Origin of the sequence: Methylorubrum sp. Q1, from assembly GCF_004683995.1 — a bacterium.
Taxonomy (GTDB): Bacteria; Pseudomonadota; Alphaproteobacteria; order Rhizobiales; family Beijerinckiaceae; genus Methylobacterium.
The window spans coordinates 52,017-75,232 of sequence record NZ_SRHQ01000007.1; the positions used below are offsets into that span (position 1 = coordinate 52,017).

The window sequence follows — 23,216 nt, forward strand, 5'->3', positions numbered from 1 at the left end:
GCTTGGTGCGGTTCCCGCCGACGTCTTCCGATATCGAGACGGGAAAAGGGCGAATCAGGTCAGTCCGAGGTTCGCCAGGATCAGTCTCTGGGTGCTCTCCACCGTCTGCTCGAAGAAGGCCTCGTCGCTGAGGTCGTGCCCGGTGATGGCCTCCACCTGTGCCGCGAAGTCGGCATAGTGCTGGGTGACGGCCCAGATCGCGAAGACGAGGTGGCGGGGATCGTGCGGGGCGATGCGCCCGTCCGCGATCCAGCCGCGCAGCACCGCGGCCTTGGCCTCGACCAAGTCCCGCAGGGGGCCTTCGAGTTCGGCGCGGAGCAGCGGCGCGCCCTGCACGATCTCCAGGCAGAACAGCCGCGAGGCCCGCGGCGCGTCCCGGGACAGGGTGATCTTCGAGCGGATGTAACGCTTGAGCGCCTCGGCCGGCTCGGATTCCGCGTCGAGCGCATGAAGCGGGTCGAGCCAGACATCGAGCACGCGCCGCAGCACGGCGACGTAGAGGTCTTCCTTGGTGCGGAAGTAGTAGAGCAGGTTCGTCTTCGAGAGCCCGGCGCGCAGGGCGATCTGGTCGAGGCTGGCGCCGTGCAGGCCGACGGTCGAGAAGACCTCCAGTCCGGCATCGAGCACGGCTTCCCGGCGCAGGGCACCGTCGCGGCGCTGTCGGCGTGCCGGGGCCCCGATCTCGCTTCCGACCACGCCCGAGCCTCCCGATCCGTCACCGCCCTGCGCGGCTCTCGGATCACGTATCCGATCCCGCGCGCGCGACCAATCGCCGGCACCGCGCAGCGACCGGGCCGCTCCTCCCGCGCGGTCGAAGACCGTCACGCGTGCGCGATGATCCAGTGCTCGCCGAAGGGATGCTCCTCCAGGTTCACCCCTGGGCCGCCCCGGTCGATCACCCAGAAATCCTGGGGGCGGTCGAGCGGTGTGAGAACGCCGTGCCATGTGCCGAGCGCGTAGCAGACGCCCTGGCCGGGAGCGGTGAGGAAGGCCCGCGGCCGACCGGGCTTGCCGCCCTCGTCCGGGCAGACGACGACGAGGAACGGCGCGGCATTCAGGGGGATGAAGGCCTGGGCTCCGAGCGGGTGTCGCTCGACGAGGCTCAGGCGGAGCGGCAGCGCGTAGGGATCGGCCTCGACGAAGCCGATCACCACCTGCCCCTCCGCGCCCGCGACGACCACCCGCGCGAGGTCGTGGAAGCGGCGGGCCCGGCCGCCGTTCATCGGCTGCGGGGCGACGGCCGCCCTGTCGATCACCGTGCCGAACGGCGCGAAGGCTTCCCGCGTCAGCGGCTCGACGGGGATCCGCCGTTCGCTCATCGGAAGGCTCCGAACGGCGCGAGCGAAGCGTGCCGGTTCACGTCCTTGTAGAGCAGGTAGCGGAAGGGGCCGGGGCCGCCCGCGTAGCAGGCTTGCGGGCAGAAGGCGCGCAGCCACAGGAAGTCGCCGGCCTCCACCTCGACCCAGTCGCGGTTGAGCCGGTAGACCGCCTTGCCCTCCAGCACGAACAGGCCGTGCTCCATCACATGCGTCTCCTCGAATGGGATCGAGGCGCCGGGCCGCAGGGTGACGATGTTGACGTGCATGTCGTGGCGCACGTCCTCGGGCGAGACGAAGCGGGTGGTGGCCCAGGCGCCGTCGGTGCCCGGCATCGCCACCGGGGCGATCTCGGATTCGTGGGTGACGAGGGCCGGCGGGCAGGCGAGGCCCTCGACGCGCTCGTATGCCTTGCGGATCCAGTGGAAGCGCGCCGGCTCGGACCCTTCGCCGTGCAGGCTCCAGGCCGCCCCCGGGGGCAGGTAGACGTAGCTACCGGGGCGCAGGGCATGCGCCTGTCCTTCGAGGACGAGGCGGAGGCGACCGCCGACCACGAACAGCACGCCCTCGGCGCGTGGGTCCGGCTCCGGCCGCTCGCTGCCGCCGCCGGGCGCCACCTCCATCAGGTACTGCGCGAAGGTTTCGGAGAAACCCGACAGGGGCCGCGACAGCATCCAGGCCCGCGTGCCCTCCCAGAACGGCAGTACGCTCGTGACGATGTCGCGCATCACCCCCTTCGGGATGACGGCGTAGGCCTCGGTGAATACGGCCCGGCCCGTCATCAGCGCCGTCTGGGGAGGCAGGCCGCCGCAGGGCGGATTGTAGGGGGAAGCGGTCATTCGGAGGAATTCCGTTGTCGTGAATGGCGAAGTCGGGGCGGGGATCTCAGTGCGCAGCGTCCGCCAGCCAGGCTGCGATCACGCCGCGCTCCGCCTCGGTCATCTCGGTCACGTTGTTAGGCGGCATGTTGTGCGTCAGCACGACCTGCCGCCGGATCGCTTCGGCCTGACGGCCGATGGCCTCGGCGGTATCGAGCCGAACGCCCTTCGGCGCGACGCCGATCCCGTCCCAGATCGGCTCGGCTGCGTGGCACATGGCGCAGCGCCCCGCGACGAGTTCGACGATGGGGTCCGGCGGCGCAGCGCCCCCGTGACCGGCCGAGGCGAGGGCGGTGGCCGGCGGGCCTTCGGCCTGCGGCGGCAGGCCCAGCACCGCACGCCCCCCGGCGCTTCCGGCGACGGCGAGGACGAAGGCGGCGGCCAGACCCGCCGAGGCCGCGGCCCAGGCCCACCAGGGCGAGCGGGCGTGGTCGCCATGGCGCACGTTGTAGAAGTAGCGGATCACCGCGCCCGAGGCGGTGACCAGCGCGACGATGAGCGGAATCGTCGCCTTCGATTCGAACAGCATCGGGTAATGGTTCGCGATCATCAGGAGGACGACCGGCAGGGTCAGGTAGTTGTTCTGCGCCGAGCGTTGCTTGGCCTGCTTGCCCAGCTTCGGGTCCGGCCGCTCGCCCTTCAGCAGCGCGGCGACGACCTTGCGCTGGTTCGGGATGATGATGAAGAAGACGTTGCCGGCCATCCAGGTCGCCATCAGGGCGCCGGTATGGATCAGGGCGCCGCGGCCGCTGAACACCTGCGAGAAGCCGAAGGCGGCGAACGTGATGGCCAGCAGGCCGACCGTGGCGAGGCCGGCCTCGCTCTCGCCGAGCCTTGAGTGGCAGATGCGGTCATAGACGAGCCAGCCGAGCGCCAGCGCCCCGACGCCGAGCGCCGCCGCGACCGGGGCCGACAGGTCCATCACCGCCGGATCGACGAGGTAGAGCCGCGATTGCGCGTAGTAGATCCAGGCCAGCAGCACGAAGCCCGACAGCCACGTCGTATAGGCCTGCCACTTGTGCCAGGTGAGGTCCGGGGAGAGATGCTCCGGCGCGACGAAATACTTGCGCATCTCGTAGAAGCCGCCGCCATGCACCTGCCAAGCCGCGGCGCCTTCCCCGGCCGGGATGTCCGGCGTCCGCTTCAGCGACGCGTCGAGATGCATGAAGAAGAACGACGAGCCGATCCAGGCCATCGCCGCGACGATGTGGAGCCAGCGCAGCAGCAGGCTCCCCCATTCCCAGACGAAGCTCTCCACGGCCTCTCCCTCCAGTGTCCGGCTGCAATTCTACCGCTGTCGGCGGGCCTGTATGCCCATCAAATTCCTTGCCAGTTTTCGAAATTTTCGCGAAATCGGGGCCGTGTCGGGAGGCCGCAGGACTCGGAGGGCGGATGCTGTCCCTGGAGAGTGTTCGCATCTTCATGCGCGCGGCGGAGAGCGGCAGCTTCTCGGCGGCCGGCCGCTCGCTGCGCCTGTCGCCCTCGGTGGTCAGCTACCGCGTCCAGACGCTGGAGGAGCATCTCGGCTGCCTGCTGCTCACCCGCACGACGCGGCGGATGAACCTGACGGAAGCCGGCCGCGTCTTCTACGACCGCTGCCTCGACATCGCCGCCTCCGTGGAGCGGGCGGAGAAGAGCGTCGAGACCCAGGGCGCCGCGCCGCGCGGGACGCTGAAGGTCACCGCCCCGCTGACCCTGGGCCGGCGCGTCGTGGCGCCGCTGATCCCCGCCTTCCGCGGGCGCCATCCGGAGGCCGACGTCCACCTCCGGCTGTCCGATCATCTGCTCGACCTCGTGCAGGAGGCGGTCGACGTGGCGGTCCGCCTCGCGCAGATGCGCGACTCGACCTTCACCCTGCGCAAGGTCGCCGATGTCGAACGGATCCTGTGCGCGTCCCCGGGCTATCTCGCCGCGCATCCCGCCCCCGAGAGCCCGGCGGACCTCATCGATCATGCCTGCCTGCTGCTGCGCTTTCCCGGATCCGAGCAGTTCCGCTGGAGCCTGCGCGACGGCGACGAGATCGTGACGCTGCCGGTCTCCGGGCGCATCGACGCGGATGACGGCGACGTGCTGACGGAATGGGCGCTCCAGGGGCAGGGCATCGCCCTCAAGCCCGTCTTCGAGGTGGCGCCCTACCTCGCCGACGGCCGCCTCGTGCCGGTCCTGCCGGGCACGCCGCCCATGCCGGTGACCCTCGGCGTGGTTTATCCCTCGCGAAAGATGCTGCCGGCCCGCGCCAAGACCTTCATCGAGATGACGACCGAGGCCCTGCGCGCCCATGTCGGCGCCGGGCTCGACCTGATCGGCCGGCGCTTAGCGCGGTAGGGTTGGGCGCCGGGAGGCCGCTCGCGCGCGGATCAGCTCTCCGAGGGCAGCCGGTCCTTCAGGCGCAGCCACGCGATCCGCTCGATCTGGCGCAAAGCCTCCTGGAATTCCTGCTCGGGATCGTTGCGCAGCCGCTGCTCGAACGCCGTCAGGATCGCCTCGCGGCCGCTGCCCTTGATGGCCATGACGAAGGGCAGGTCGAAGCGCGCGTGGTAGGCCGCATTCAGCCGCTCGAACCGCGCCAGCTCCTCGGCCGAGAGCGCGCCGAGGCCGGCGCTGCCCTGCTCGGCGGTGGAGTCTTGCGTCAACTGCCCCGCCTGGGCGAGCCGCCCCGCGAGTTCGGGATGGGCGCGGATGAGGGCGCGCTGCTGCTCGGCGGGCCGGCTGCGCAGGGCGCCGACGAGGGCGGCATGGAGCCCTTCCGCGCTGTCCTCGCGGGCGGTGAGGCCCGCCTGCCACGCCCGGAGCGCGATCTCCGGCGTGTCCTCGAAGATGTCGCCGAACCGGGTGAGGAACTGAGCCGCGCTCATGGTGCTCGGGCGTAGGGCTTCGGCCGGGTGCCGCGCCGTCCAGTGCCGGGCGATATCGATGCGGCGCGCCAGCCAGACGCCGTCATGGGCGGCGACGTGGTCGAGGAAGCGCGCGAGCGCGGCGATGCGGCCGGGCCGGCCGACCAGGCGGCAGTGCAGCCCCACCGACATCATCTTCGGCGCGGCGGCGCCCTCCGCGTAGAGCGCGTCGAAGCTGTCGCGCAGATAGGTGAAGAAGTGTTCGCCGGTGTTGAAGCCCTGCGCGGTGGCGAAGCGCATGTCGTTCGCGTCGAGGGTGTAGGGCACCACGAGGCCGGTGCCGGCCCGCCCGTACAGCCAGTAGGGCAGGTCGTCGGCGTAGGAATCGGCGAGATAGGCAAAGCCCCGTTCCAGGCCGAGCTCCAGCGTGTTGACGGAAGAGCGGCCGGTATACCAGCCGAGGGGGCGCTCGCCCGTCACCTCCTCGTGCAAGCGGATCGCCGCATCCATCTGCGCGGCCTCCTCCGCCCGCTTCATGTCGCGGTAATCGATCCATTTCAGGCCGTGGCTGGCGATCTCCCAATCCGCCTCCCGCATCGCGGCCACGACCTCCGGGTTGCGCGCGAGCGCGGTGGCGACGCCGAACACGGTCACCGGCACGCCCCGCTCGGTGAACAGGCGCCAGAGTCGCCAGAAGCCGGCGCGGGCGCCGTACTCGTAGAGCGATTCCATGTTCATGTGGCGCATGCCCGGCCAGGGCGCGGCGCCGACGATCTCGGACAGGAACGCCTCGGAGGCCGCATCCCCATGCAGGATGCAGTTCTCGCCCCCCTCCTCGTAGTTGAGCACGATCTGCACGGCGATCCGGGCGCCGCCGGGCCAATCCGCCTGCGGCACGTTGCGGCCGTATCCGATCAGGTCGCGGGAGGTGTGCATCGATGACCCCGGGTCTGCCGCGCAGGTGCGCGGATCGTTCCGACTCGCTTCGGAAGGTTGCCAAGATGCAACGATAGCGCCGCGCGGATTCCGGATCTGTCGGACTTTTCGAAAGCTGCTCCCGAAAATCCGGGTTGGTGCGGGGGAGACGATCTGCAAGGGTTGCGGTGCCGGCAAAGCGCGGCCCTCGGGCAGCCGCTCGTCGCCCGGCAATTCCGGTGGAGGAGCCGCATCCCATGGCCGTCGCAAACCCCGCCGCACCAACGGATGCCCGGCGACTCACGACCCACGTGCTCGACACGGCCGCCGGACGCCCGGCGGCGGGACTGACCCTTCATCTCCTGCGCATCGAGGGCGAATCCCGCACGCTCCTCAAGACGGCCGCCACCAATGCCGACGGCCGCTGCGACGCGCCCCTCCTCTCGGGCGAGGCGATGGCGCCCGGCATCTACGAGATCGCCTTCGAGGTCGGCGCCTATTTCGCCCGCGCCGCCGGCGGCGAGCCGCCGTCCTTCCTCGACATCGTGCCCGTGCGCTTCCGGATCGCGCCGCAGGGTCCGGACGCTCCCGCTCATCTCCACGTGCCGCTCCTGATTTCCCCCTACGGTTACAGCACCTATCGCGGAAGCTGAGCCCCGCACGGCTCCGCCGCTGACGCCGCTCGGCTCCACGCGGGCGCCGAGTTCAAAGTGCGTGCAGGGTCAGGGACAGGTGTCGTGCGGCAGGCCGATGCCGAGGCAGCCCGCAGGGTGAGAGCATCGAAGGGCGGCAGCCTCGTCACGGCCAACGGGCTCGACGCCTCCGCGATCCTCGATCAGGCATAGGCAGGGCGGAACAAGCCGCCCGACACCTTCCGATGGAACGAAGACACGCCACCGCTCACAGCAGCCCTCGCACGGGCTCCGGGCACCGCCCGAGCGGATCGCGACCGAGAACGGCAGGATCCGATCGAGGGGACGTCGCGGTGCCTGCGCCGCCGCGGCAGGTCGCGTTCTGATCGGAGGACTTAGAGCATCGTCCTGGATACCTGATCCACGACGATGCTTGAGGCTCTTGTTTTCGCATCATCTTTTTTCCGAAAGCCGGCGACCACCTTTCGGGACGATGCTCTCGGTCTCTCCCAAAACTCTCGCCGCGCCGTCATCGCCAGAGCGAGAACGGTCGGAGACCGGGCGTTTCGGGCGGCACTCTTATGCTGCCCAGGCCAGAATCAAGACGCCGCTGAGGAACATGGCATAGGTCGCGAGCAGCGCGGAAATTTCACGGTGCTTCGACACGACGGCGCGGGAGACGGACAGCATGGCGGCGATCAATCACGAGGTGACCGGATCAGGCTGATAGCCAAACCTTGACGGATTTGGAGAGGTCGGCGCCCTGTTTCACAAGAAAAGACGAAGTGTTGCGCGCTGGCGACTCTTTTCCGGGGGGCGGGCCGTGATGCGCGTGTCCCGCACGGGCCCCGCCCGGCGGGTTTCCGGCCGGTCCGATGGCAGCATACCCGCGCCCGACGCCATGACGGTGGAACCCGCGTCGCCTTGAGCGCGCATTCCGGCGAAGTGATCGCCGGTTCTTTGGAATGTGCGCCAAAGCAGTGGACCGGAGATGTCCGCCCGATGCCATCAGGTCGGATAGGGCTCCGGTCGTCAGGCGGCGGCCCGAACGTTCGACAGGAAGAACAGAACCTCCCCGCGCAGTGCGTTCGAGGTGTCCGGAAGAGTCACCGCGGGTGGTGAAGGTGGGCTCTGTCACGAGGCTTTTGCCGGAGACGACCGGCCGGAATTGGGAAGGAGGCGACCCCGCGCAGGCTTGCGTTCGGAGATGGCCTCAGCGGCCGCACAGCGCCGCGAAGGCGGCGGGCTGCGGTCCGCTGCCCTTCTCCGAGAAGCGGGTCGGCGTGCACAGGCCGGGATTGGCTCCGCAATAGCCCCCGAAGCTGAAACGCGTCGCGGAGCCGGGCCGGGCCGGGCTCACGCCGCCGGCGGTCACGATGGCGACGGCGCCGGGCTGGTCCAGGGTGAGGCAGGCCTGCGGGCTGGCTTGGCGCGTGCAGACCCGGACCTCGCCGTCGACGAGGGTGATCACCGAGCGCGCGCCCGTCGTCCAGACATCGAACACGGTTCCCCGGACGCCGATCGTCGCTACGGGCGTCTTGACCTCGTAGGCCTTCTTGTCGAGGTCGCCGGTGACGAAGCGGTAGGTGCCCTTCAACAGGTTGAGCGCCACCTTCCCGGCCGGCCGCTCGTCCGAATAGACGTACTGGCTGAGGGCGATGCGTGCGTTCGGCCCGATCGAGAGATTGGTCTGATCGAGGAAGACGAGCTTGGCGAGGCTGTCCGCCCCGGTCTGCACCGCCTCGTCGCGGAACACCGTGTCGCCCTCGGCGAGGCTGTTCTTCTGCGCCCCCTTCAGGCGGGACACGTCGTTCTTCACGACCGTCGTCGCGCCGATCTGCTGGGCCGATACCGGTCCGGCCAGGCCGATCGCGAGGCCGAGCGCGACGCCATTGCCCAAGCCGGCGACACAGATCCGTCTGGCAAGGCTCATCGCGGCGCGGTCCATTGGTGACGTCACACTATCGTAGACGCGAAACCGGCCGCAGCAACGCTGCCACAAGCTTTTCCCGGCGGTGTTGCAAATCGACGGCGCGCGCACGACCCGGTTTCGAAGTGTCCGCGTCGGGCCAAGACAGGGAGCCTACGGGGCACCCCCGGCATCCGAGGCCGACGGATCGGGCCGGTAGAGGTCGCGCAGATCGGCGCCGGTCTGCTGCCGGATGGTCGCGATCGCCTCCGGCGGCAGGGCCTCGATCCAGGCCCGGAAGCCGGCGTGGTCGGGTTGGTTCCGGGCGCCGGCGGGCGGCGTCTCGCCGAGCGCCCGATAGGCGGCCGCGTAGGTGGCGATGCGGTTGACCGTCGCCGACTGGGTTCGGCCCATGGCAAGGCCGCTCGCCCTTGCGCCGAGCAGGAACACGCGGTCTTCGATCTCGGCCAGCGGCCGGGGCGTCAGCGCCCAATGGCCGAACAGGCGAAAACCCACCGGAAGGAACAGGTAGCCGCTGGCATCGACGAAGCGGTCCGCGGCTTCCTCGGGAAGCGGCAGAGCGGTCAGGTCGGGGCGCCGGAGCCGGCGGGAGGCCGTGACGATCCCGCACCGCTCGAACCCGACGCGGAGCGCCGCCGTGAGGCAGCGTTCGATATGGTCCGGATCGTACCAGCACCCGGCATCGAGGAAGCAGATTGCCGTATAGCCCTTCGCGGCCGCGAGCAGCCCGCCGGCCGCCCAGGCCGCGCGGGTGCCCGTTTCATGGCTCCCGCCGAGGCGGATGTGACCGGCGACCCGAGCATCCAGCCCCTCCTGCGGCGGGCCCTCCGCGATCAGGAGATGGTCCGCCGCCACGGTCTGGCCGGCCACCGAGGCGATGCAGCGCCGGAGCGCCTTGGAATCGTCCGCGCGGTAGGCCGTCACCACAGCGATCCGCGGGGTGCGGTCCTTCAGCGTCCCGGTCCAGAGCGAGCCGCGCGCCTGCAGGCGGTCATAGGCGTAGTCGCGGTTGGCCCGCACCCGCTCGCGGGTCGGCGGATCGAGGTGTTCGCGCGACAGGATGATCGCGCAGGCGACGAGGCAGTCCATGTCGCGGCCTGCCCAGTAGGCATTGACCGCGAACTCGTCGAGCAATCCGATCTCGTAGATCCAGGGCTGAAGGAACAGGCCGGCCTCCGGCTGCGGACGGCCGAGCCCGCCTTGCGCGGCCGCGAGCCCGCGGTCCCACGCGCCGCGCTGGCGGCAGATCAGGGCGGCGGCATGATGCGCCTCGGCGCGTTCCGGCACGGCCGCGATCGCGCGGTCGAGCACCGACAGGACCGCCTGCGTCGGCGCGCCTTGGTGTGCCATCAGCTTGCCGGCGTTGAGCCCGCTCTCGAACACCTCCTGTTCCCAGAAACCGAGTTCGGCCCGCGCGCGATAGGCCTCGATCGCCTGATCGAACCGGCCGGCGTCGCGCAGGCTCTGGGCGAGGTAGAAGGTGTAGCGGGCGCGCAGGAACGGATCGTCCTCGCCGGCCAAAGCCGCCTTGAGCAGGGCGGCGTCGCGGGCGAATGTTTCGGGATCGCGCGAGCGCGCCCCGTCGCCGCCATAGACGACGTGCAGCCCGGCCGCGACGTCGTGCGACCGCGCGGTGGCCGGGATGTCGAGAAACTCGTGCAGCACCGAGCGGTAGCGGAAGGCCAGACGGTTCGAGAAGAGCTGTGGGCGGCGGTACACGGCCGGCCCGTGATGGATGGCGAGGTCGTAGACGTCGGCCACCAAGCCGGCCTTGAAGGCCACCGGGTCGAAACCGGGCGCGAAGACGAGCCGGTCATCCGCATCGATCACCAGCGCGTAGTCGATCGCGGGGTTCCGGCGCAGGGCCGCGAGCGCCGCACTGCGGTTGTGGGCGAAGTCCTGCCACGGCTCTGCGATCACCGAGCCGGGAATCCCGTGGCGGGCGAGATAGGTGCGCACGATCTCCGGTGTGCCGTCCCCGGAGCCGGTATCGACGATGAGAGCGGCGTCGATGAGCGGGCGGACGCTGTCGAGGCAGCGCTCCACGACATGCGCCTCGTCCCTGACAATCATGCACAGGCCGATCGTCGGCATCCGCCCCCTCATGCCCCGATGTCCGAACGGGTCCGACGCCTGTCCGCATCACCGGTCTCCGTCTCGATCCTGGGAAACACGACCGGATGACGTCGGCAAGAGACCCGCAGTCCTGTTGCCCATTTGCCACGCATCGTGAGGTTTTCGTATCCTCCGTAACTAGAAGACGGGCAAGGCCGACAGTGTCCGGCTTCATGGCGAGGGAGCAAGACGGTATCGTCCCGCGGCCATCGACCGGGCATGACAGCAGAGGCGCAATCATTCCGCCGGCAAACCCGCCTCCGGGTAGGGACTGTTCCGGTCGGAGAGATTTTTCCGCCGATGCGTGCAGATTCTGACTCGGAGATGCACAATCGATGGAGCCGCAACGCCGCTGGAAGCGCCGGCTATGCGTGAGACGATTTGATAAATAGGGCTCGGCTTCGGGCTCGTGACTGAATATCACGGAAAAAAGCGCGCGGTTCTGCATGTTCCGAGACTTGGCGGTCTCGGTGCGACGGCGAGACGGGGTTAGGGGCATGGCTCAGCATCAGCGCGACGCGCTGCTTACGACCGTCTTCGTCGGGAGTGCCGTGCTCGCCGTGTTGCTCCAGGGCGCACCGGCTTGGCCGGCGAGCGGGGGAGCCGGCGGCCGTTCGTCGGGCGGCACGCTCGGCAATGGCAGGCCCGGTGCCGATGCGCCCGCAGGCAGCGCCGATCCCGGCGGCAACCTGGGGAATTCCGGGGCCGGCGGGGGCGGCAATGGCGGCGGGCCGGGCCTTGCCGGCGGGGCCGGCGGCAGCGGCTATGCCTTCCCCGACGGCGACGGACCGCTCGTGACCAGCCCGGGCGGCGCGTCCGGCGCCGGGGGCACGAGCGGCTCCCCGAACGGCGGCGACGGCAGTGAGGCGCCGATCTTCTCGACCAGCGGCGCGGGCGGCGGTGGCGGCGGCGCGAGCGGCAACGGCACCGGTCCCCTGATCGACAATGCGGCGACGCTGGCCGGCGGCGACGGTGGCCGGGGCGGAAACGCGACGAACTACGATGCCACGGCGCCCGGCAGCTTTCAGGGCGGCGGCGGCGGCGGGGCCGGTGGCGAGGGCGCGATCGTCGCGGGGGGCGGGGGGGCGAGCGCCAACCGGGCCGGCGGAATCCTGCAGGGCGGGGCCGGCGGCGCGGGCGGCGACGCGCAAGCCGGCGGCGGCGGCGGCGAGGGCGGCATCGGGCTTCGCAACGCGGGAACGGTCTCCTTCACCAATGCCGGGGCGATCCTGGGCGGCGGCGGTGGTGCCGGCGGCGGCACGGCGCGGGCCGATGGCGGCACTGCAGGGGCTGGCGGCGCGGGCGGGATCGGCGTGTTCCTGTCCGGCGGCAGCCCCTTCCTCAACGCGGCGGGCGGCACGATTGCGGGTGGGGCCGGCGGCCTCGGCGGCGGCCTCGGATTTCCCGGCCAGGCTCCGCGTACAATCCTCGGCGCGGCCGGCGAAGGTGGCGCCGGGCTCTCCGGGCCGGCCGGCGCCAGATTGTCCAATGCCGGAACCATCACCGGCGGCACGGGCGGCGGCGGCGCCGTCGGCGCGCCCGGCTTCGTCGAATTCGTGGGACCGTCGGGAGCGCCGGTCGCCATCGGCGGGACCGGGGGGACGGGCGGGGCCGGCGGCCGCGGCGGGGTCGGCGTGCAACTGACCGGTGCGGACGGCTTCGGCAACATCGGCACCGTGGCCGGCGGAGCGGGCGGCATCGGTGGCGTGGGCGGCCAGGCCACCGGAAACTCCGAAGGGCCGATCGGTCCGCCCGATGCCTCCGGCGGCACGGGCGGCATCGGCGGCACGGGCGGCACCGGGCTGCGGATCAGTGGCGCGACCGCCCCCGGCAATGCCGGGACCCTTCTCGGCGGGGACGGAGGACAGGGCGGAGCAGGCGGTCTGCCGGGCTTCAGCCCGGAGAGCCGGGGCGGAGCCGGCGGCCAGGGCGGCGCGGGCGGCATCGGAGCGCAGCTCATCGGCACCGACTTCACCAGTTCCGGTCGCATCGCCGGTGGCCGGGGCGGGGCAGGCGGGGCCGCTGGCCTCTTGGAAGTCTCCGGCGCGACGGGCGCGGCCGGGATCGGCGGCACGGGCGGTGCCGGCCTCTTGCTCGAGGGCGCGAGCCGCTTCACCAACCTCGCTGCGGGTCTCGTCGCGGGTGGGACGGGCGGAACCGGCAGCGGCGCCGGCGGGATCGGCGTGCTCGCCCCCGGCGGCGGCACCCTGATCAATGCCGGGAGGATTACAGGCGGTGCGGGGGCCACCGGCGCGAGCGGCGCCGTGGCAGGCGGTGGCTTGGGTGGAACGGCCGTCGTCGGCGCCAATCTCGCCGTCGTCAATTCGGGCCTCATCGCCGTCGGCGCGGGCGCCACCGGCCCCGCCGCGGCGGAGACGGGCCGGGCCATCAGCTTCACCGGCGGGCTCAACAGCCTCACCCTGACCTCGACCGCGCAGATCGAGGGAACGGTCGCCGCCTTCAGCGCCTCCGACCGGCTCAGCCTCGGCGGTGCCGCCGACGGCACGTTCTCCGTGGCCGCGATCGGGCCGCAGTACCAGAATTTCGGCATCTTCCAGAAGGTCGATACGGGGGTCTGGACGCTCACCGGAACGACGCCGGCGGTCACCCCCTGGCAGGTTCTGGGCGGCACGCTCGCGATCAGCGCGGATGCCGGTCTCGGCGCGCCGTCGGGCGGGATCCTGCTGAACGGCGGAACGCTCCGGGCCACCGCCGCCCTCTCGACGGCGCGGACGGTCACCCTGGGGCCGGCCGGTGGGGCGATCGAGGCGGTTCCGGGCGTGGCGATGGTCGCGGCTGGGCCGCTTGCCGGCACGGGCGGGCTGACGAAGACCGGGGCCGGCACCCTGACCCTGAGCGGTGCCAACACCTATACCGGCGCGACAACAATTGAGGCCGGGATGCTGGTGCTGGCGGGCTCTGGCACGATCGCCAACTCACGCTCGGTCAGCGTCTCCGGCGAACTCGATCTGTCGCAGACGAGCACGGGCGCGCGCCTTGTCACCCTGTCGGGCTCCGGGACGGTCACCCTCGGCGCACAGACGCTCACCGTTACCAGAGGCTCGACCAGCTTCGCCGGCACGATCCGCGATACCGGAGGCCTCGTCAATGCAGCGGGGGGCGGCCTCACTCTTGGTGCTGGCCAGCTGACGCTTACGGGCACCAATACCTATACCGGCATCACCTCCGTGAGCGATGGCACGCTGGCGCTCGCCGGCCCGGGCGCGATCGCCGCCTCGCGTTCGGTCGGTGTCGGTGGCGAACTCGACTTGTCGCAGACCACTGCGGGCGCGCGCCTCATCGCCCTGTCGGGTTCCGGAACCGTCACGCTGGGCGCGCAGACGCTCACCATCACTGAGAGCTCGAGCAGCTTCGCCGGCACAATCCGCGATGCTGGCGGCCTCTTCAACACAACCGGCGGCGGCCTTGCCCTCGCGGGCGGCCGGCTGACGCTCACGGGCAGCAACACCTATACCGGCGCCACCACTGTGAGCGGCGGCACGCTGGCGCTCACTAGTTCGGGCGCGATTGCATCGTCGAGCAGTGTAGCGCTGGCAACGGGTGCCAGCTTTGACATCGCGGGGCTGGCCAACGGCGGCACCGCGATCGCCGGCCTGTCTGACACCGCCGTCGGTCAAACTGGAACGGTGAACCTCGGCTTCAATCGCCTGACGCTCACTAACGCCGCCGGCACCTTCTCCGGCGCGATCACCGGCGCCAGTGGGCTGACACTCGCGGGTGGGACGCAGACGCTCGCAGGCCCGAGCAGCTATACCGGCGCAACCCTCGTCTCGGCCGGCACGCTGCGGGCCGGGATCAACAATGCCTTCGCAGGCACTTCTGCCTTCACCGTGGCCGGAGACGCGACCCTCGACCTCGCCGGTTTCAGACAAGCCATTGGGTCGCTCGCTGGCGCCGGCAGCGTCACGCTGGGGGCTGGCGCGCTTACCGCGGGCAGCGACGGACGCTCAACGGGCTTCTCCGGGACGGTTTCCGGCGCGGGCAGCCTAATCAAGGTCGGGGCAGGCACGCTGACGCTGTTGGGCACCAACACCTATAGCGGCGGCACGGCGCTGAACGGCGGCACGATCCTGGTCTCGAGGGATGCCAGCCTCGGCGCGGCGACGGGCGGCCTGAGCTTCGGCGGCGGTGCGCTCGCCACGGGAGCCGACTTCACCACCGGCCGCGCGCTCACGCTCGGCGCCGCGGGCGGCACGCTGGCGCCGGATGCAGGCGCGAGCCTCACCCTGACCGGCGTGGTCGCCGGCCCCGGCCGGCTCACGGTGGGCGGGGCCGGCCGCGTGGTCCTGACCGGGACCGCCAGCTATGGCGGGGGCACAGCAGTGAATGCCGGCGCCACCCTGCAACTCGGCAACGGCGGCACGGCCGGCGCGATCCCCGGCGATGTCGTCGCCAATGGCACGCTGACCTTCAACCGTTCGGACCGGCTGGATTTTGCCGGCGTCATCTCCGGCTCTGGCACCCTGAGCCAATCGGGCACGGGCATCACGACGCTCACCGGCAGCAACGGGCCGGCGGCCCGGTTCACGGGCACGGCCGCCATCCATGCCGGGACGCTGGCGGTCAACGGCACCTTCGGCGACACCACGGCCAACACGGCAAGCGTCAACGTCAATGCCGGCGGCACCCTGCTGGGGGCCGGCACCGTGGCGGGCTCGGTGATCGTCAACGGCGGCACCGTCTCGGCCGGCAACTCGCCGGGTACGCTGACGGTCGCCGGCAACTACACCCTCAACCCCGGCTCGACCTCGCTGTTCGAGTTCGGCAGCCCGGGAATCGTCGGCGGCGCGAGCAACGACCTCATCAATGTCGGCGGCAATCTCGGGCTCGGCGGCACGCTCAGCCTCGTTTCGGCGGCGGGCGCCACGGCCGCGCCGGTCTCGGGCGCCTACCGGCTGTTCAATTACGGCGGCACGGTCTCGGGCGGCTTCGATCGCATCGCCACGCCGAGCGCCGGCACGAGCGCGCTGGTCTATACCGACATCCCGGCCCAGGTGAACGTGCTGCTGGTCAACGGCAACCAGTCGGTGCAGCTCTGGGATGGCGCCGACACCACCGGCGCCGCGGCCGGCGGCCAGGGTGGCACCGGCACGTGGAGCGTGGGCGGCACCAACTGGACCCGCCTGCCCGGCGGGCAGATCAACGACGTCTGGCGCTCCGGCGTCGGCCTCTTCGCCGGGAGCGCCGGGACGGTGACGGTGGCCGGGGCTCGGAACATCCAGGGCCTTCAGTTCACCGCCGACGGCTATCGGCTCGGCGGGACCGGCACGCTCAACCTGACCGGCGACCCCTTCACGACGGCAGGTCAGAGCTTCGTCACCGTCGATGCCGGCGTCTCCGCCACCATCGCCACCGGACTGACCGGGCAGGCGGCGGGGATCGGCCTGCGCAAGCTCGGATCCGGCACGCTGACCCTGACGGGCGCCGGCACCTATACCGGCGCGACGACGGTCGAGGCCGGCACGCTGGCGCTCGTGGCCGGCGGCGCGCTGGCCTCCTCGGTGACGACAGGGGCCGGCGGCGCTTTCGCCAATTTGGGAACGGTGGGCGGCGGTCTCACCAATGCCGGCTCCGCCACCAACGACGGCACGCTCAGTGGGCCGGTCACCAATAGCGGCAGCTTCGCCAACCGCGGTACGGCCGGTGCGCTGACGAGCACGGCGGGCGCGGTGACGAATACCGGGACGTTGAACGGCGAGGTGACCGTCACCGGCGGCAGCCTCGCACTCGGCCCCGGCAGCCTTGTCACCGGCGCACTGACGAACGGCGCCACGGTCACGGTACAGGGCCGGATCGCGGGGGCGGTGACGAACGGGGCCGGCGCAAGCTTCACGCTGTCCGGGCCCTTGGCCGACCTCACTGCCCTGACCAATGCCGGCACCGTGAGTTTGGCGGGCAACGCTCTCGGCATCGGCACCCTGACGGGGGAGGGCGGGGTGATCCAGAACGCCGGCGCCCCGGCGGCGGTGCTGACGCTGGGAGCCGGCAGCACCGCCGGGACCGTGCTGCAGGACGGCGCGGGCGGCGCCCTCGCACTGGCGAAGGTCGGGTCCGGCACGCTGACCCTGACGGGGGCGAGCACCTATGGCGGCGGGACCACGGTCACCGGCGGCACGCTGGCGCTCGGCCGTCCGGGGGCCGCGGGCAGCGGCGCCATCGCGCTCGATTCCGGCACCCGTCTTGCCTTCCTCGGCAGCGGCTACACCGTGGAGAACGCGATCCGCCTCGAAGGCCCCGCCGCCGCGACGATCGATTCCGGCTCCGGAGCGGTCGCCCTGTCGGGTTCGATCTCCGGGCCCGGCGCTCTGGAGAAGACCGGCCTCGGCACGCTGGTGGTGTCCGGCACCGGCACCTATACGGGCGCCACCGCAGTCACGGCCGGCATCCTCCAGGTCGACGGGGCGCTCACGGGGGCGTCGATCCTGACGGTCGAGCCCGGCGCGGGCCTGACCGGAACCGGCCGGGTCGGCGCGCTCACGGTCCAATCCGGGGGATTTGTCGCGCCCGGCAACGCGGCCGACCCCACCGGCACCCTGACGGCGGAGGGGCCGGTGGTGCTCGGCGCGGGCTCGACGCTGGCGACGACGCTGTCGCTGACGGCGGCGAGCCGGCTCGTCACCCCGGCGACCGCGACGATCGCCTCCGGGGGGATCCTGCAGATCACGCCCTCCAGCCTCGCCTACACCACGCCGGTGCGGTTGCCGATCCTGGTGGCGAGCGCGGGGCTGACCGGCCAGTTCACCACGGTTCGCTTCACCGCACCGGTGCGGGGCCTCCAACCGATCGTCGGCTACGACGCGGGCAGCGCCTACCTCCAGTTCGGCGAGGCCGAACCCGGCCGCCCGGCCGAGCCGCCGGGACCGGATCTGACGAGCGCGATCGCCTCGGCGCAGGGGCTGGCGCGCGACCGTTTCGGCGCCTTCGTGACGCAGCGCGTCCTCGGCAGCGTGCTCACCGGCTTCAACCAGCAGATCAGTTGCGGCGACTGCTTCAGCGGCTTCGGCATGGCCGGCTCCTACAGCGTCGGCGCGCAGGGACGTAAGGCGCTCACCGACGAACTCATGGCTATCGGCGGCTTCGCCTATACCGGCTACGACAGCGGCCGGGTCCGCGTCTCCGGCGGGCCGATCTTCGCCGGCCTGCTGCGCTACGATCCCGCCGGTTTCGGTTCGGCGCGGCCGTTCGTGGATGTCGGCGGCCTGTTCGCGCCGAGCCAGAACACGACCTACAGCCGAGGATACACCTTCGGGAACATGACCGGCCAGGGCACCGGACGGGTGTCGAGCCTCGGTGGTTCGGTCTTCGGCCGGGTCGGCTATGTCGCCCGGCTTTCGCCGCAGGACGAGGTCGCGGCGGCCGTCGAGTACAGCCGCGGCTGGCAATATGCCGGCGCCTATAACGAGGGTCTGCTCGCCCCGAACCCCTACGCCCTGGCGAGCCGCGGTGGCACGGACATCATCAACATCGCCAAGCTCGGCGGCCAATACACGCACCTGTTCGGCACCGCGATCGAGGCGCAGCTCAATCTCGGCGTCGCCCACGGCTTCGGCCTGAAGAGCGGCCTGAACGGGACGGTGGCGGACGTGCCGTTCACGACACCGATCAAGGATCTGACCTGGGCGGAATACGGGGCGCGGATCAGCTACCGGATCCAGCAGGATCTCGCGCTCGACGGGTTCGTCCTCGGCACGCTCGGGCCGCAGCCCGTCGGCGACACCATCCACGGCGGCGCCTCGGTGCGCTACGCGTTCTGACGCCGCTGCACGAGGATCGGCGGGAAGGGCCGCGCATGCGCAGGACGGTCATGCCCGCCCTGTCCGCGAGCCGGGGCCCCGTCGGCCGCCTCGGCCGCCGCATCGGGCCGGGCCGGCTGCTGGCCGGCGGCCTGCTCGTGCTGCTGCTGCTGTTGCGGATCTCCGATCCCCCGGCGGTCGAGACCCTGCGCGTCCGGACCTTCGACGCGCTTCAAGTGCTGGCACCCCGGGTGCCGCCGGCCGAGCGCCCGGTGGCGATCGTCGATCTCGACGAGGCCAGCCTCAAGGAATTCGGCCAGTGGCCCTGGACGCGCACGCGGCTCGCCGAAATCTGCCGGAAACTCCAAGAGGCCGGGGCAGCGATCGTCGCCTTCGACATCGTCTTCTCCGAGCCCGACCGCCTGTCGCCGCCGCTCCTGGCGCAGACCCTGCCGGACCTGAGCGAGGCCGCTCGCGCCGACCTGCGGGCGCAGCCCGACAGCGACAGGGTCTTCGCCGAGGCGATCGGGCGCATGCCGGTGGTGCTGGGCCAGACCGCCGCGAGCACGCCCATCGCCTGGACGGGGGAGGGGCCGCCGCCGCAGACCGGCACCGCCGTGGTGGGGACGGATTTCGATCCGGAGGCGGCGCTGATCGGCTTTCCCGGCCTGATCCGCAACCTGCCGGTGCTGGAGCGGGCCGCCGCGGGACGGGGCGTCTTCACCATCAGCCCCGAGCGGGACGGCGTGGTGCGGCGGGTGCCGATGGTGCTGCGGGCGGGCGGCACCGTCGTCCCGACCCTGGCGCTCGACATCCTGCGGGTGGCGACCGGGGCGGACACCCTGCTGATCCGGACCAACGACACCGGCGTCGTCTCGATCCGCCTGCCCGACCTCACGGTGCCGACCGATCCGCGGGGGCAGATCTGGGTGCGTTTCAGCCCGCATGATCCGGGGCTCTATGTGTCCGCCAAGGATGTCTTGAACGGTACGACTCCACCCGAACGGCTGCGCGGGAAAATTGTCCTCGTCGGCACCTCCGCCGTCGGCCTGCTCGACAACCGCACCACGCCGCTGGACCGCTCGATGCCCGGCGTCGAGATCCACGCGCAACTCCTCGAAAACCTGCTGACCGGCGCCACCCTCACCGTACCGAACGAGGCGACCCTGATCGAGGCCGGCGCCACGGCGGCGGTGTCGCTCGCCATCATCCTGTTCGCCCCGATCCTCGGCGCGCTCGGCCTGCTGCTGTTCGGCGGCATCGTCGCGGCGCAGCTCGTGTTTCTGTCGTGGTACCGGTTCTCCGCGCACGGCATCCTGTTCGATGCCACCTACCCCCTGCTGACGACCTTCCTCGTCTACCTCACTCTCGTCTTCACCAACTACTTTCGCGAGCAGGCCGGACGGAAGCGGATCCGCACCGCCTTCGGCCGCTACCTGTCGCCGGACCTCGTGGAGCAGCTCGCCCACTCGCCCGAGCCGCTGCGACTCGGCGGCGAGGAACGGCGCCTGACGATCATGTTCTCGGACGTGCGCGGCTTCACCGCGATCGCGGAGTTCTACAAGGACGATCCCGCCGGGCTGACGGCCCTGATGAACCGATTCCTCACGCCGCTCACCCACGCGATCCTCGAGCGGCAGGGGACGATCGACAAATACATGGGCGACGCGATCATGGCATTCTGGAACGCGCCGCTGCCCGTCGACGACCACGAGGCCCAGGCGGCGGCCGCCGCCCTCGACATGCTGGCGCGGATGGACGCCCTGAACGCCGCGCGTCGGCGCGAGGCGGAAGCGGGCGGGCACCCGGTCCTCCCGCTGGACATCGGCATCGGCATCAACACCGGGGCCTGCGTCGTCGGCAACATGGGCTCCGACCTGCGCTTCGACTACTCGGTGCTCGGCGACCCCGTGAACGTCGCCTCCCGCCTGGAGGGACAATCCAAGCTCTACGGGGTGAAGATCGTCCTCGGCGCGGCGACAGCGGAGGCTCTCTGCGACCGCTACCCGGTGATCGAGATCGACCGCGTGCGGGTGAAGGGCAAGCGCGAGCCCGAGACGCTCTTCACCCTCGTCGGCGACGAGGGTTTTCGGCGGTCCGAGCCGTTCCGGCAGCTCGCGGCCCGGCACGCCGCGATGATCGCGGCCTATCGCGCCCGGCAATGGGACGAGACCCACGCGGGTGCGGAGGCTTGCCGCATGCTCGCGAAGGGGCTCGCGCAGGATCTACGGATCGACGGCCTCTACGCGCTCTACGCGGCCCGTGCGGGAGCCTTCCGCCGTGAGCCGCCGCCCGAGGACTGGGACGGCGTCACGGTCGCCACCGCGAAATAGAGCATCGCCCCGAACGGCGGCTGCCGGCTTTCGACGAAGGACGATGCTCTGGCCGGTACGGGCGCGCGGCTCTTGGCGTGAGAGCGATCCGCGCCCTGCCTCGCGGGCCGCCTCCTCGCTTAACCGCTACGCTGCGCCATATGCTCGCCGAGCATAGAACGGGATGAGGCGACTGTGAGCGTCGGACTGCTAGCCCTCTTGGATGACGTGGTCGCCCTGACGAAGGTCGCGGCCGCGTCGCTGGACGATGTTGCGGCCCAGGCCGCCAAGGCCGGGACCAAGGCGGCCGGCGTCGTGATCGACGATGCCGCGGTCACGCCGCGCTACGTGGTCGGCTTCTCGCCGGACCGCGAATTGCCGATCGTCTGGCGCATCGCCCGCGGCTCGCTCATCAACAAGCTGGTGTTCCTGCTGCCGGCCGCGCTGCTGCTCAGCGCCTTCGCGCCCTGGGCGATCACCCCGCTCCTGCTGCTCGGCGGCCTCTACCTCGCCTATGAGGGTGCCGAGAAAATCTACGAGATGATCGTGCCGCACGCGGCTCACGATCACACGGCCGAAGCGAAGGCGCGGGCGGCCGCACCGAATGCGCAGGTTCTGGAAGACCAGCGGGTCTCCGGCGCGATCAAGACCGACTTCATCCTCTCGGCCGAGATCATGGCCATCACCCTGTCGGGCTTGGGCGATGGCACGGTCTGGTCACGCGCCGTGGTGATGGCGCTCGTCGCGATCGGCATCACGCTCGCGGTCTACGGCGCCGTCGCCTTGATCGTGAAGGCCGACGACATCGGTCTGGCGCTCGCCCGGCGGGGCAGCGGCGTGCTGGCCGCGATCGGCCGCGGGCTGGTGCGCGGCATGCCCGTGTTCCTCAAGGCGCTGGCCCTCGTCGGCACGGCGGCCATGGTCTGGGTCGGCGGCGGCATCATCGTCCACAGTCTCGCGGGCTACGGCTTCGCCGGCCCTGAGCACGTGATCCACGAGGCGGCCGTGGCCGCGAGCGGGGCCGTGCCGGCACTCGGCGGCGTCATCGCGTGGCTGGTGACGGCGGGCGGCGCGGGCGTGGTCGGACTGCTCGCCGGCTTCGCGCTGATCCCGATCGCCGGCAAAATCCTGGCGCCGGCCTCGAGAGCGGTCAAACAGCTCCTCCCGATGCGAAGAAAAGAAACCTGATGAAACCGAGAAAAGGATCGAGCGTCGTATCCTGTTCTGCTGAGAGCAAGCGTCTCGAGCCGTTGCTGTGCTTCAGAATTTGTTAGGGGTGGCCGAGGAGGGAAATTACGCAAACATACGATAACTTTTCCTTAGGCTCTGCCGATTATCTTTTGTTGGCTTGAACGTCCGATAGCTGATGATTCGGAACAAGCGTGAGGGCGGCTCGAACCACGATGCGTGCAGCATTCTACATAAAGCGCCTTCCATGAGACTCGAGCCTGCTGTTCCGTCGCAGCGCCTGCATCGTTCGGAGGACGGGCACTGCATCGATCCGGTCAAGCTTTCGGCCGTGGCCGGCTTGACTGCACAGCGCCTCGATTCGGAGCGCTCCGCGACCGGCGCCATGGCCGCTCCGCAGGTCCCGGCTCGCATCGAGGATCTGCAGGCCGAGGATCTCCGGTCGGCCCTGGCCGGGGGGGAGTTTTTTCTCGTCTATCAGCCGATCGTGTCCGCGGCGACGAGAGCGATCACCAGTTGCGAGGCGTTGCTGCGCTGGCAGCACCCGTCCCTGGGGCCGGTATCACCCGCTGACTTCATCCCCCTGGCCGAGGAGACGGGAGCGATCGGCCCGATCGGAGCCTGGGTTCTCGAGGCCGCCTGCCAGCAGGCGGCGGCATGGCCGGATTTCTGCCGGGTCTCGGTGAACGTCTCCCCGGTTCAACTGCAGGATCCGGACTTCGCGGACCGGGTCATCGCCGCGTTGCGAGCCAGCGGACTTGAGGCACGTCGGCTCGAACTGGAACTGACCGAGGGGGTTCCGATGGGTGACGTCGCCGTCGCGCTCAAGGGCGTCGCGGCCATCCGTGCCCTCGGCGTCAGCATCGCCCTCGACGATTTCGGAACCGGCTTCTCGTCGCTCGGCTACCTGCAGCGCTTCGCCTTCGACAGGCTCAAGATCGATCGCACGTTCATCACAGGCCTCGATGAGGCGCGCGAGAGCTGGTTCCTCGTCCGGACGATGCACGACATCGCCCATCATTTCGGGATGGCGGTGACCGCCGAGGGAATCGAGACCGAGGATGAAGCCCGGATGCTTCGCGAGATCGGCGCCACGGACCTGCAGGGCTTCCTGTTCAGCCGGCCTGTCACGGGCGCGGCCGCGACGGCGCTCCTGAGGGAGCAGGCGCACAGGCTGCGATCGGGCGAGGCCGGACGACGAACGAAATCCTTGAAACGCGCAGCCCCGTGATGCGCCCTGCCGCCCGACCTCGCGGCCGGGGCAAACGAGATCGACTCCGGACCACTGTTTAGAGTGCCATTCGCCGAACCGGCAATCCGCTCCGAGGCAGGAGCGCTCCCA

13 protein-coding genes are annotated in these 23,216 nt (G+C 70.9%); 6 read left to right on the top strand and 7 right to left on the bottom strand.

All coding sequences use genetic code 11. The annotated features are described in order from the left end of the window. Positions 1–54: 54 nt before the first annotated feature. The 4 genes from rutR to E4V01_RS08725 form a co-directional block, all read right to left on the bottom strand. The gene (gene rutR / locus E4V01_RS08710; protein ID WP_135298090.1) at positions 55–696 is read right to left on the bottom strand and encodes an HTH-type transcriptional regulator RutR; all 642 of its coding nucleotides are present in this window, start codon (positions 694–696) and stop codon (positions 55–57) included. Between the two features lie 125 nt (positions 697–821). Next, a complete protein-coding gene (locus E4V01_RS08715) occupies positions 822–1,319 on the bottom strand; it encodes an ureidoglycolate lyase (RefSeq protein WP_135298091.1) in 498 nt (165 codons plus the stop codon). After that, the gene (locus tag E4V01_RS08720; RefSeq protein WP_060769374.1) at positions 1,316–2,155 is read right to left on the bottom strand and encodes a bifunctional allantoicase/(S)-ureidoglycine aminohydrolase; all 840 of its coding nucleotides are present in this window, start codon (positions 2,153–2,155) and stop codon (positions 1,316–1,318) included. The genes E4V01_RS08715 and E4V01_RS08720 overlap by 4 nt, the downstream gene beginning before the upstream one ends. A 46-nt stretch (positions 2,156–2,201) precedes the next feature. Then, positions 2,202–3,452, bottom strand: coding sequence for a urate hydroxylase PuuD (locus E4V01_RS08725; RefSeq protein WP_135298092.1), 1,251 nt, complete (start codon positions 3,450–3,452; stop codon positions 2,202–2,204). A gap of 134 nt (positions 3,453–3,586) precedes the next feature. Here E4V01_RS08725 and E4V01_RS08730 point away from each other — a divergent pair, with 134 nt between their 5' ends. Further along, complete coding sequence (locus E4V01_RS08730) at positions 3,587–4,519, top strand: LysR family transcriptional regulator (protein ID WP_135298093.1); 933 nt, start codon at positions 3,587–3,589, stop codon at positions 4,517–4,519. A 32-nt stretch (positions 4,520–4,551) separates the two neighbouring features. Here the strand turns inward: E4V01_RS08730 and puuE are convergent, their stop codons facing one another. Continuing rightward, positions 4,552–5,964 carry an allantoinase PuuE gene (gene puuE, locus E4V01_RS08735; protein WP_135298094.1) on the bottom strand — a complete coding sequence of 471 codons (1,413 nt, stop codon included), beginning with the start codon at positions 5,962–5,964 and terminating at the stop codon, positions 4,552–4,554. Positions 5,965–6,200: 236 nt separating this feature from the next. Here puuE and uraH point away from each other — a divergent pair, with 236 nt between their 5' ends. Continuing rightward, entirely contained in the window at positions 6,201–6,596 is a 396-nt protein-coding gene (gene uraH / locus E4V01_RS08740) for a hydroxyisourate hydrolase (protein ID WP_135298095.1), read from the top strand. A 1,192-nt stretch (positions 6,597–7,788) separates the two neighbouring features. Here the strand turns inward: uraH and E4V01_RS08745 are convergent. Both E4V01_RS08745 and E4V01_RS08750 read right to left on the bottom strand, forming a co-directional pair. Next, a complete protein-coding gene (locus tag E4V01_RS08745; protein ID WP_193763172.1) occupies positions 7,789–8,508 on the bottom strand; it encodes a FecR domain-containing protein in 720 nt (239 codons plus the stop codon). 150 nt (positions 8,509–8,658) lie between these two features. Beyond that, a complete protein-coding gene (locus tag E4V01_RS08750; RefSeq protein ID WP_193763173.1) occupies positions 8,659–10,599 on the bottom strand; it encodes a glycosyltransferase in 1,941 nt (646 codons plus the stop codon). 518 nt (positions 10,600–11,117) lie between these two features. On the opposite strand from E4V01_RS08750, the gene E4V01_RS08755 reads away from it, so the two are divergent. The 4 genes from E4V01_RS08755 (at position 11,118) to E4V01_RS08770 (ending at position 23,105) form a co-directional block, all read left to right on the top strand. Next, the gene (locus E4V01_RS08755) at positions 11,118–18,395 is read left to right on the top strand and encodes an autotransporter-associated beta strand repeat-containing protein (protein WP_135298098.1); all 7,278 of its coding nucleotides are present in this window, start codon (positions 11,118–11,120) and stop codon (positions 18,393–18,395) included. A 35-nt stretch (positions 18,396–18,430) separates the two neighbouring features. Next, a complete protein-coding gene (locus tag E4V01_RS08760) occupies positions 18,431–20,707 on the top strand; it encodes a CHASE2 domain-containing protein (protein WP_245517476.1) in 2,277 nt (758 codons plus the stop codon). A 174-nt stretch (positions 20,708–20,881) separates the two neighbouring features. Further along, on the top strand, positions 20,882–21,874 hold the full coding sequence (locus E4V01_RS08765; RefSeq protein ID WP_060769382.1) for a DUF808 domain-containing protein: 993 nt from the start codon (positions 20,882–20,884) through the stop codon (positions 21,872–21,874). Between the two features lie 247 nt (positions 21,875–22,121). Further along, positions 22,122–23,105, top strand: a complete 984-nt coding sequence (locus E4V01_RS08770; protein WP_135298099.1) for a bifunctional diguanylate cyclase/phosphodiesterase — start codon at positions 22,122–22,124, stop codon at positions 23,103–23,105. Positions 23,106–23,216: the final 111 nt, after the last annotated feature.

Coding starts and splice junctions, on each gene's coding strand:
- E4V01_RS08760 (WP_245517476.1), top strand. CDS start 18,431: ATGCGCAGGACGGTCATGCCCGCCCTGTCCGCGAGCCGGGGCCCCGTC.
- E4V01_RS08770 (WP_135298099.1), top strand. CDS start 22,122: ATGAGACTCGAGCCTGCTGTTCCGTCGCAGCGCCTGCATCGTTCGGAG.
- E4V01_RS08750 (WP_193763173.1), bottom strand. CDS start 10,599: ATGCCGACGATCGGCCTGTGCATGATTGTCAGGGACGAGGCGCATGTC.
- uraH (WP_135298095.1), top strand. CDS start 6,201: ATGGCCGTCGCAAACCCCGCCGCACCAACGGATGCCCGGCGACTCACG.
- E4V01_RS08730 (WP_135298093.1), top strand. CDS start 3,587: ATGCTGTCCCTGGAGAGTGTTCGCATCTTCATGCGCGCGGCGGAGAGC.
- E4V01_RS08715 (WP_135298091.1), bottom strand. CDS start 1,319: ATGAGCGAACGGCGGATCCCCGTCGAGCCGCTGACGCGGGAAGCCTTC.
- puuE (WP_135298094.1), bottom strand. CDS start 5,964: ATGCACACCTCCCGCGACCTGATCGGATACGGCCGCAACGTGCCGCAG.
- E4V01_RS08755 (WP_135298098.1), top strand. CDS start 11,118: ATGGCTCAGCATCAGCGCGACGCGCTGCTTACGACCGTCTTCGTCGGG.
- E4V01_RS08745 (WP_193763172.1), bottom strand. CDS start 8,508: ATGAGCCTTGCCAGACGGATCTGTGTCGCCGGCTTGGGCAATGGCGTC.
- E4V01_RS08720 (WP_060769374.1), bottom strand. CDS start 2,155: ATGACCGCTTCCCCCTACAATCCGCCCTGCGGCGGCCTGCCTCCCCAG.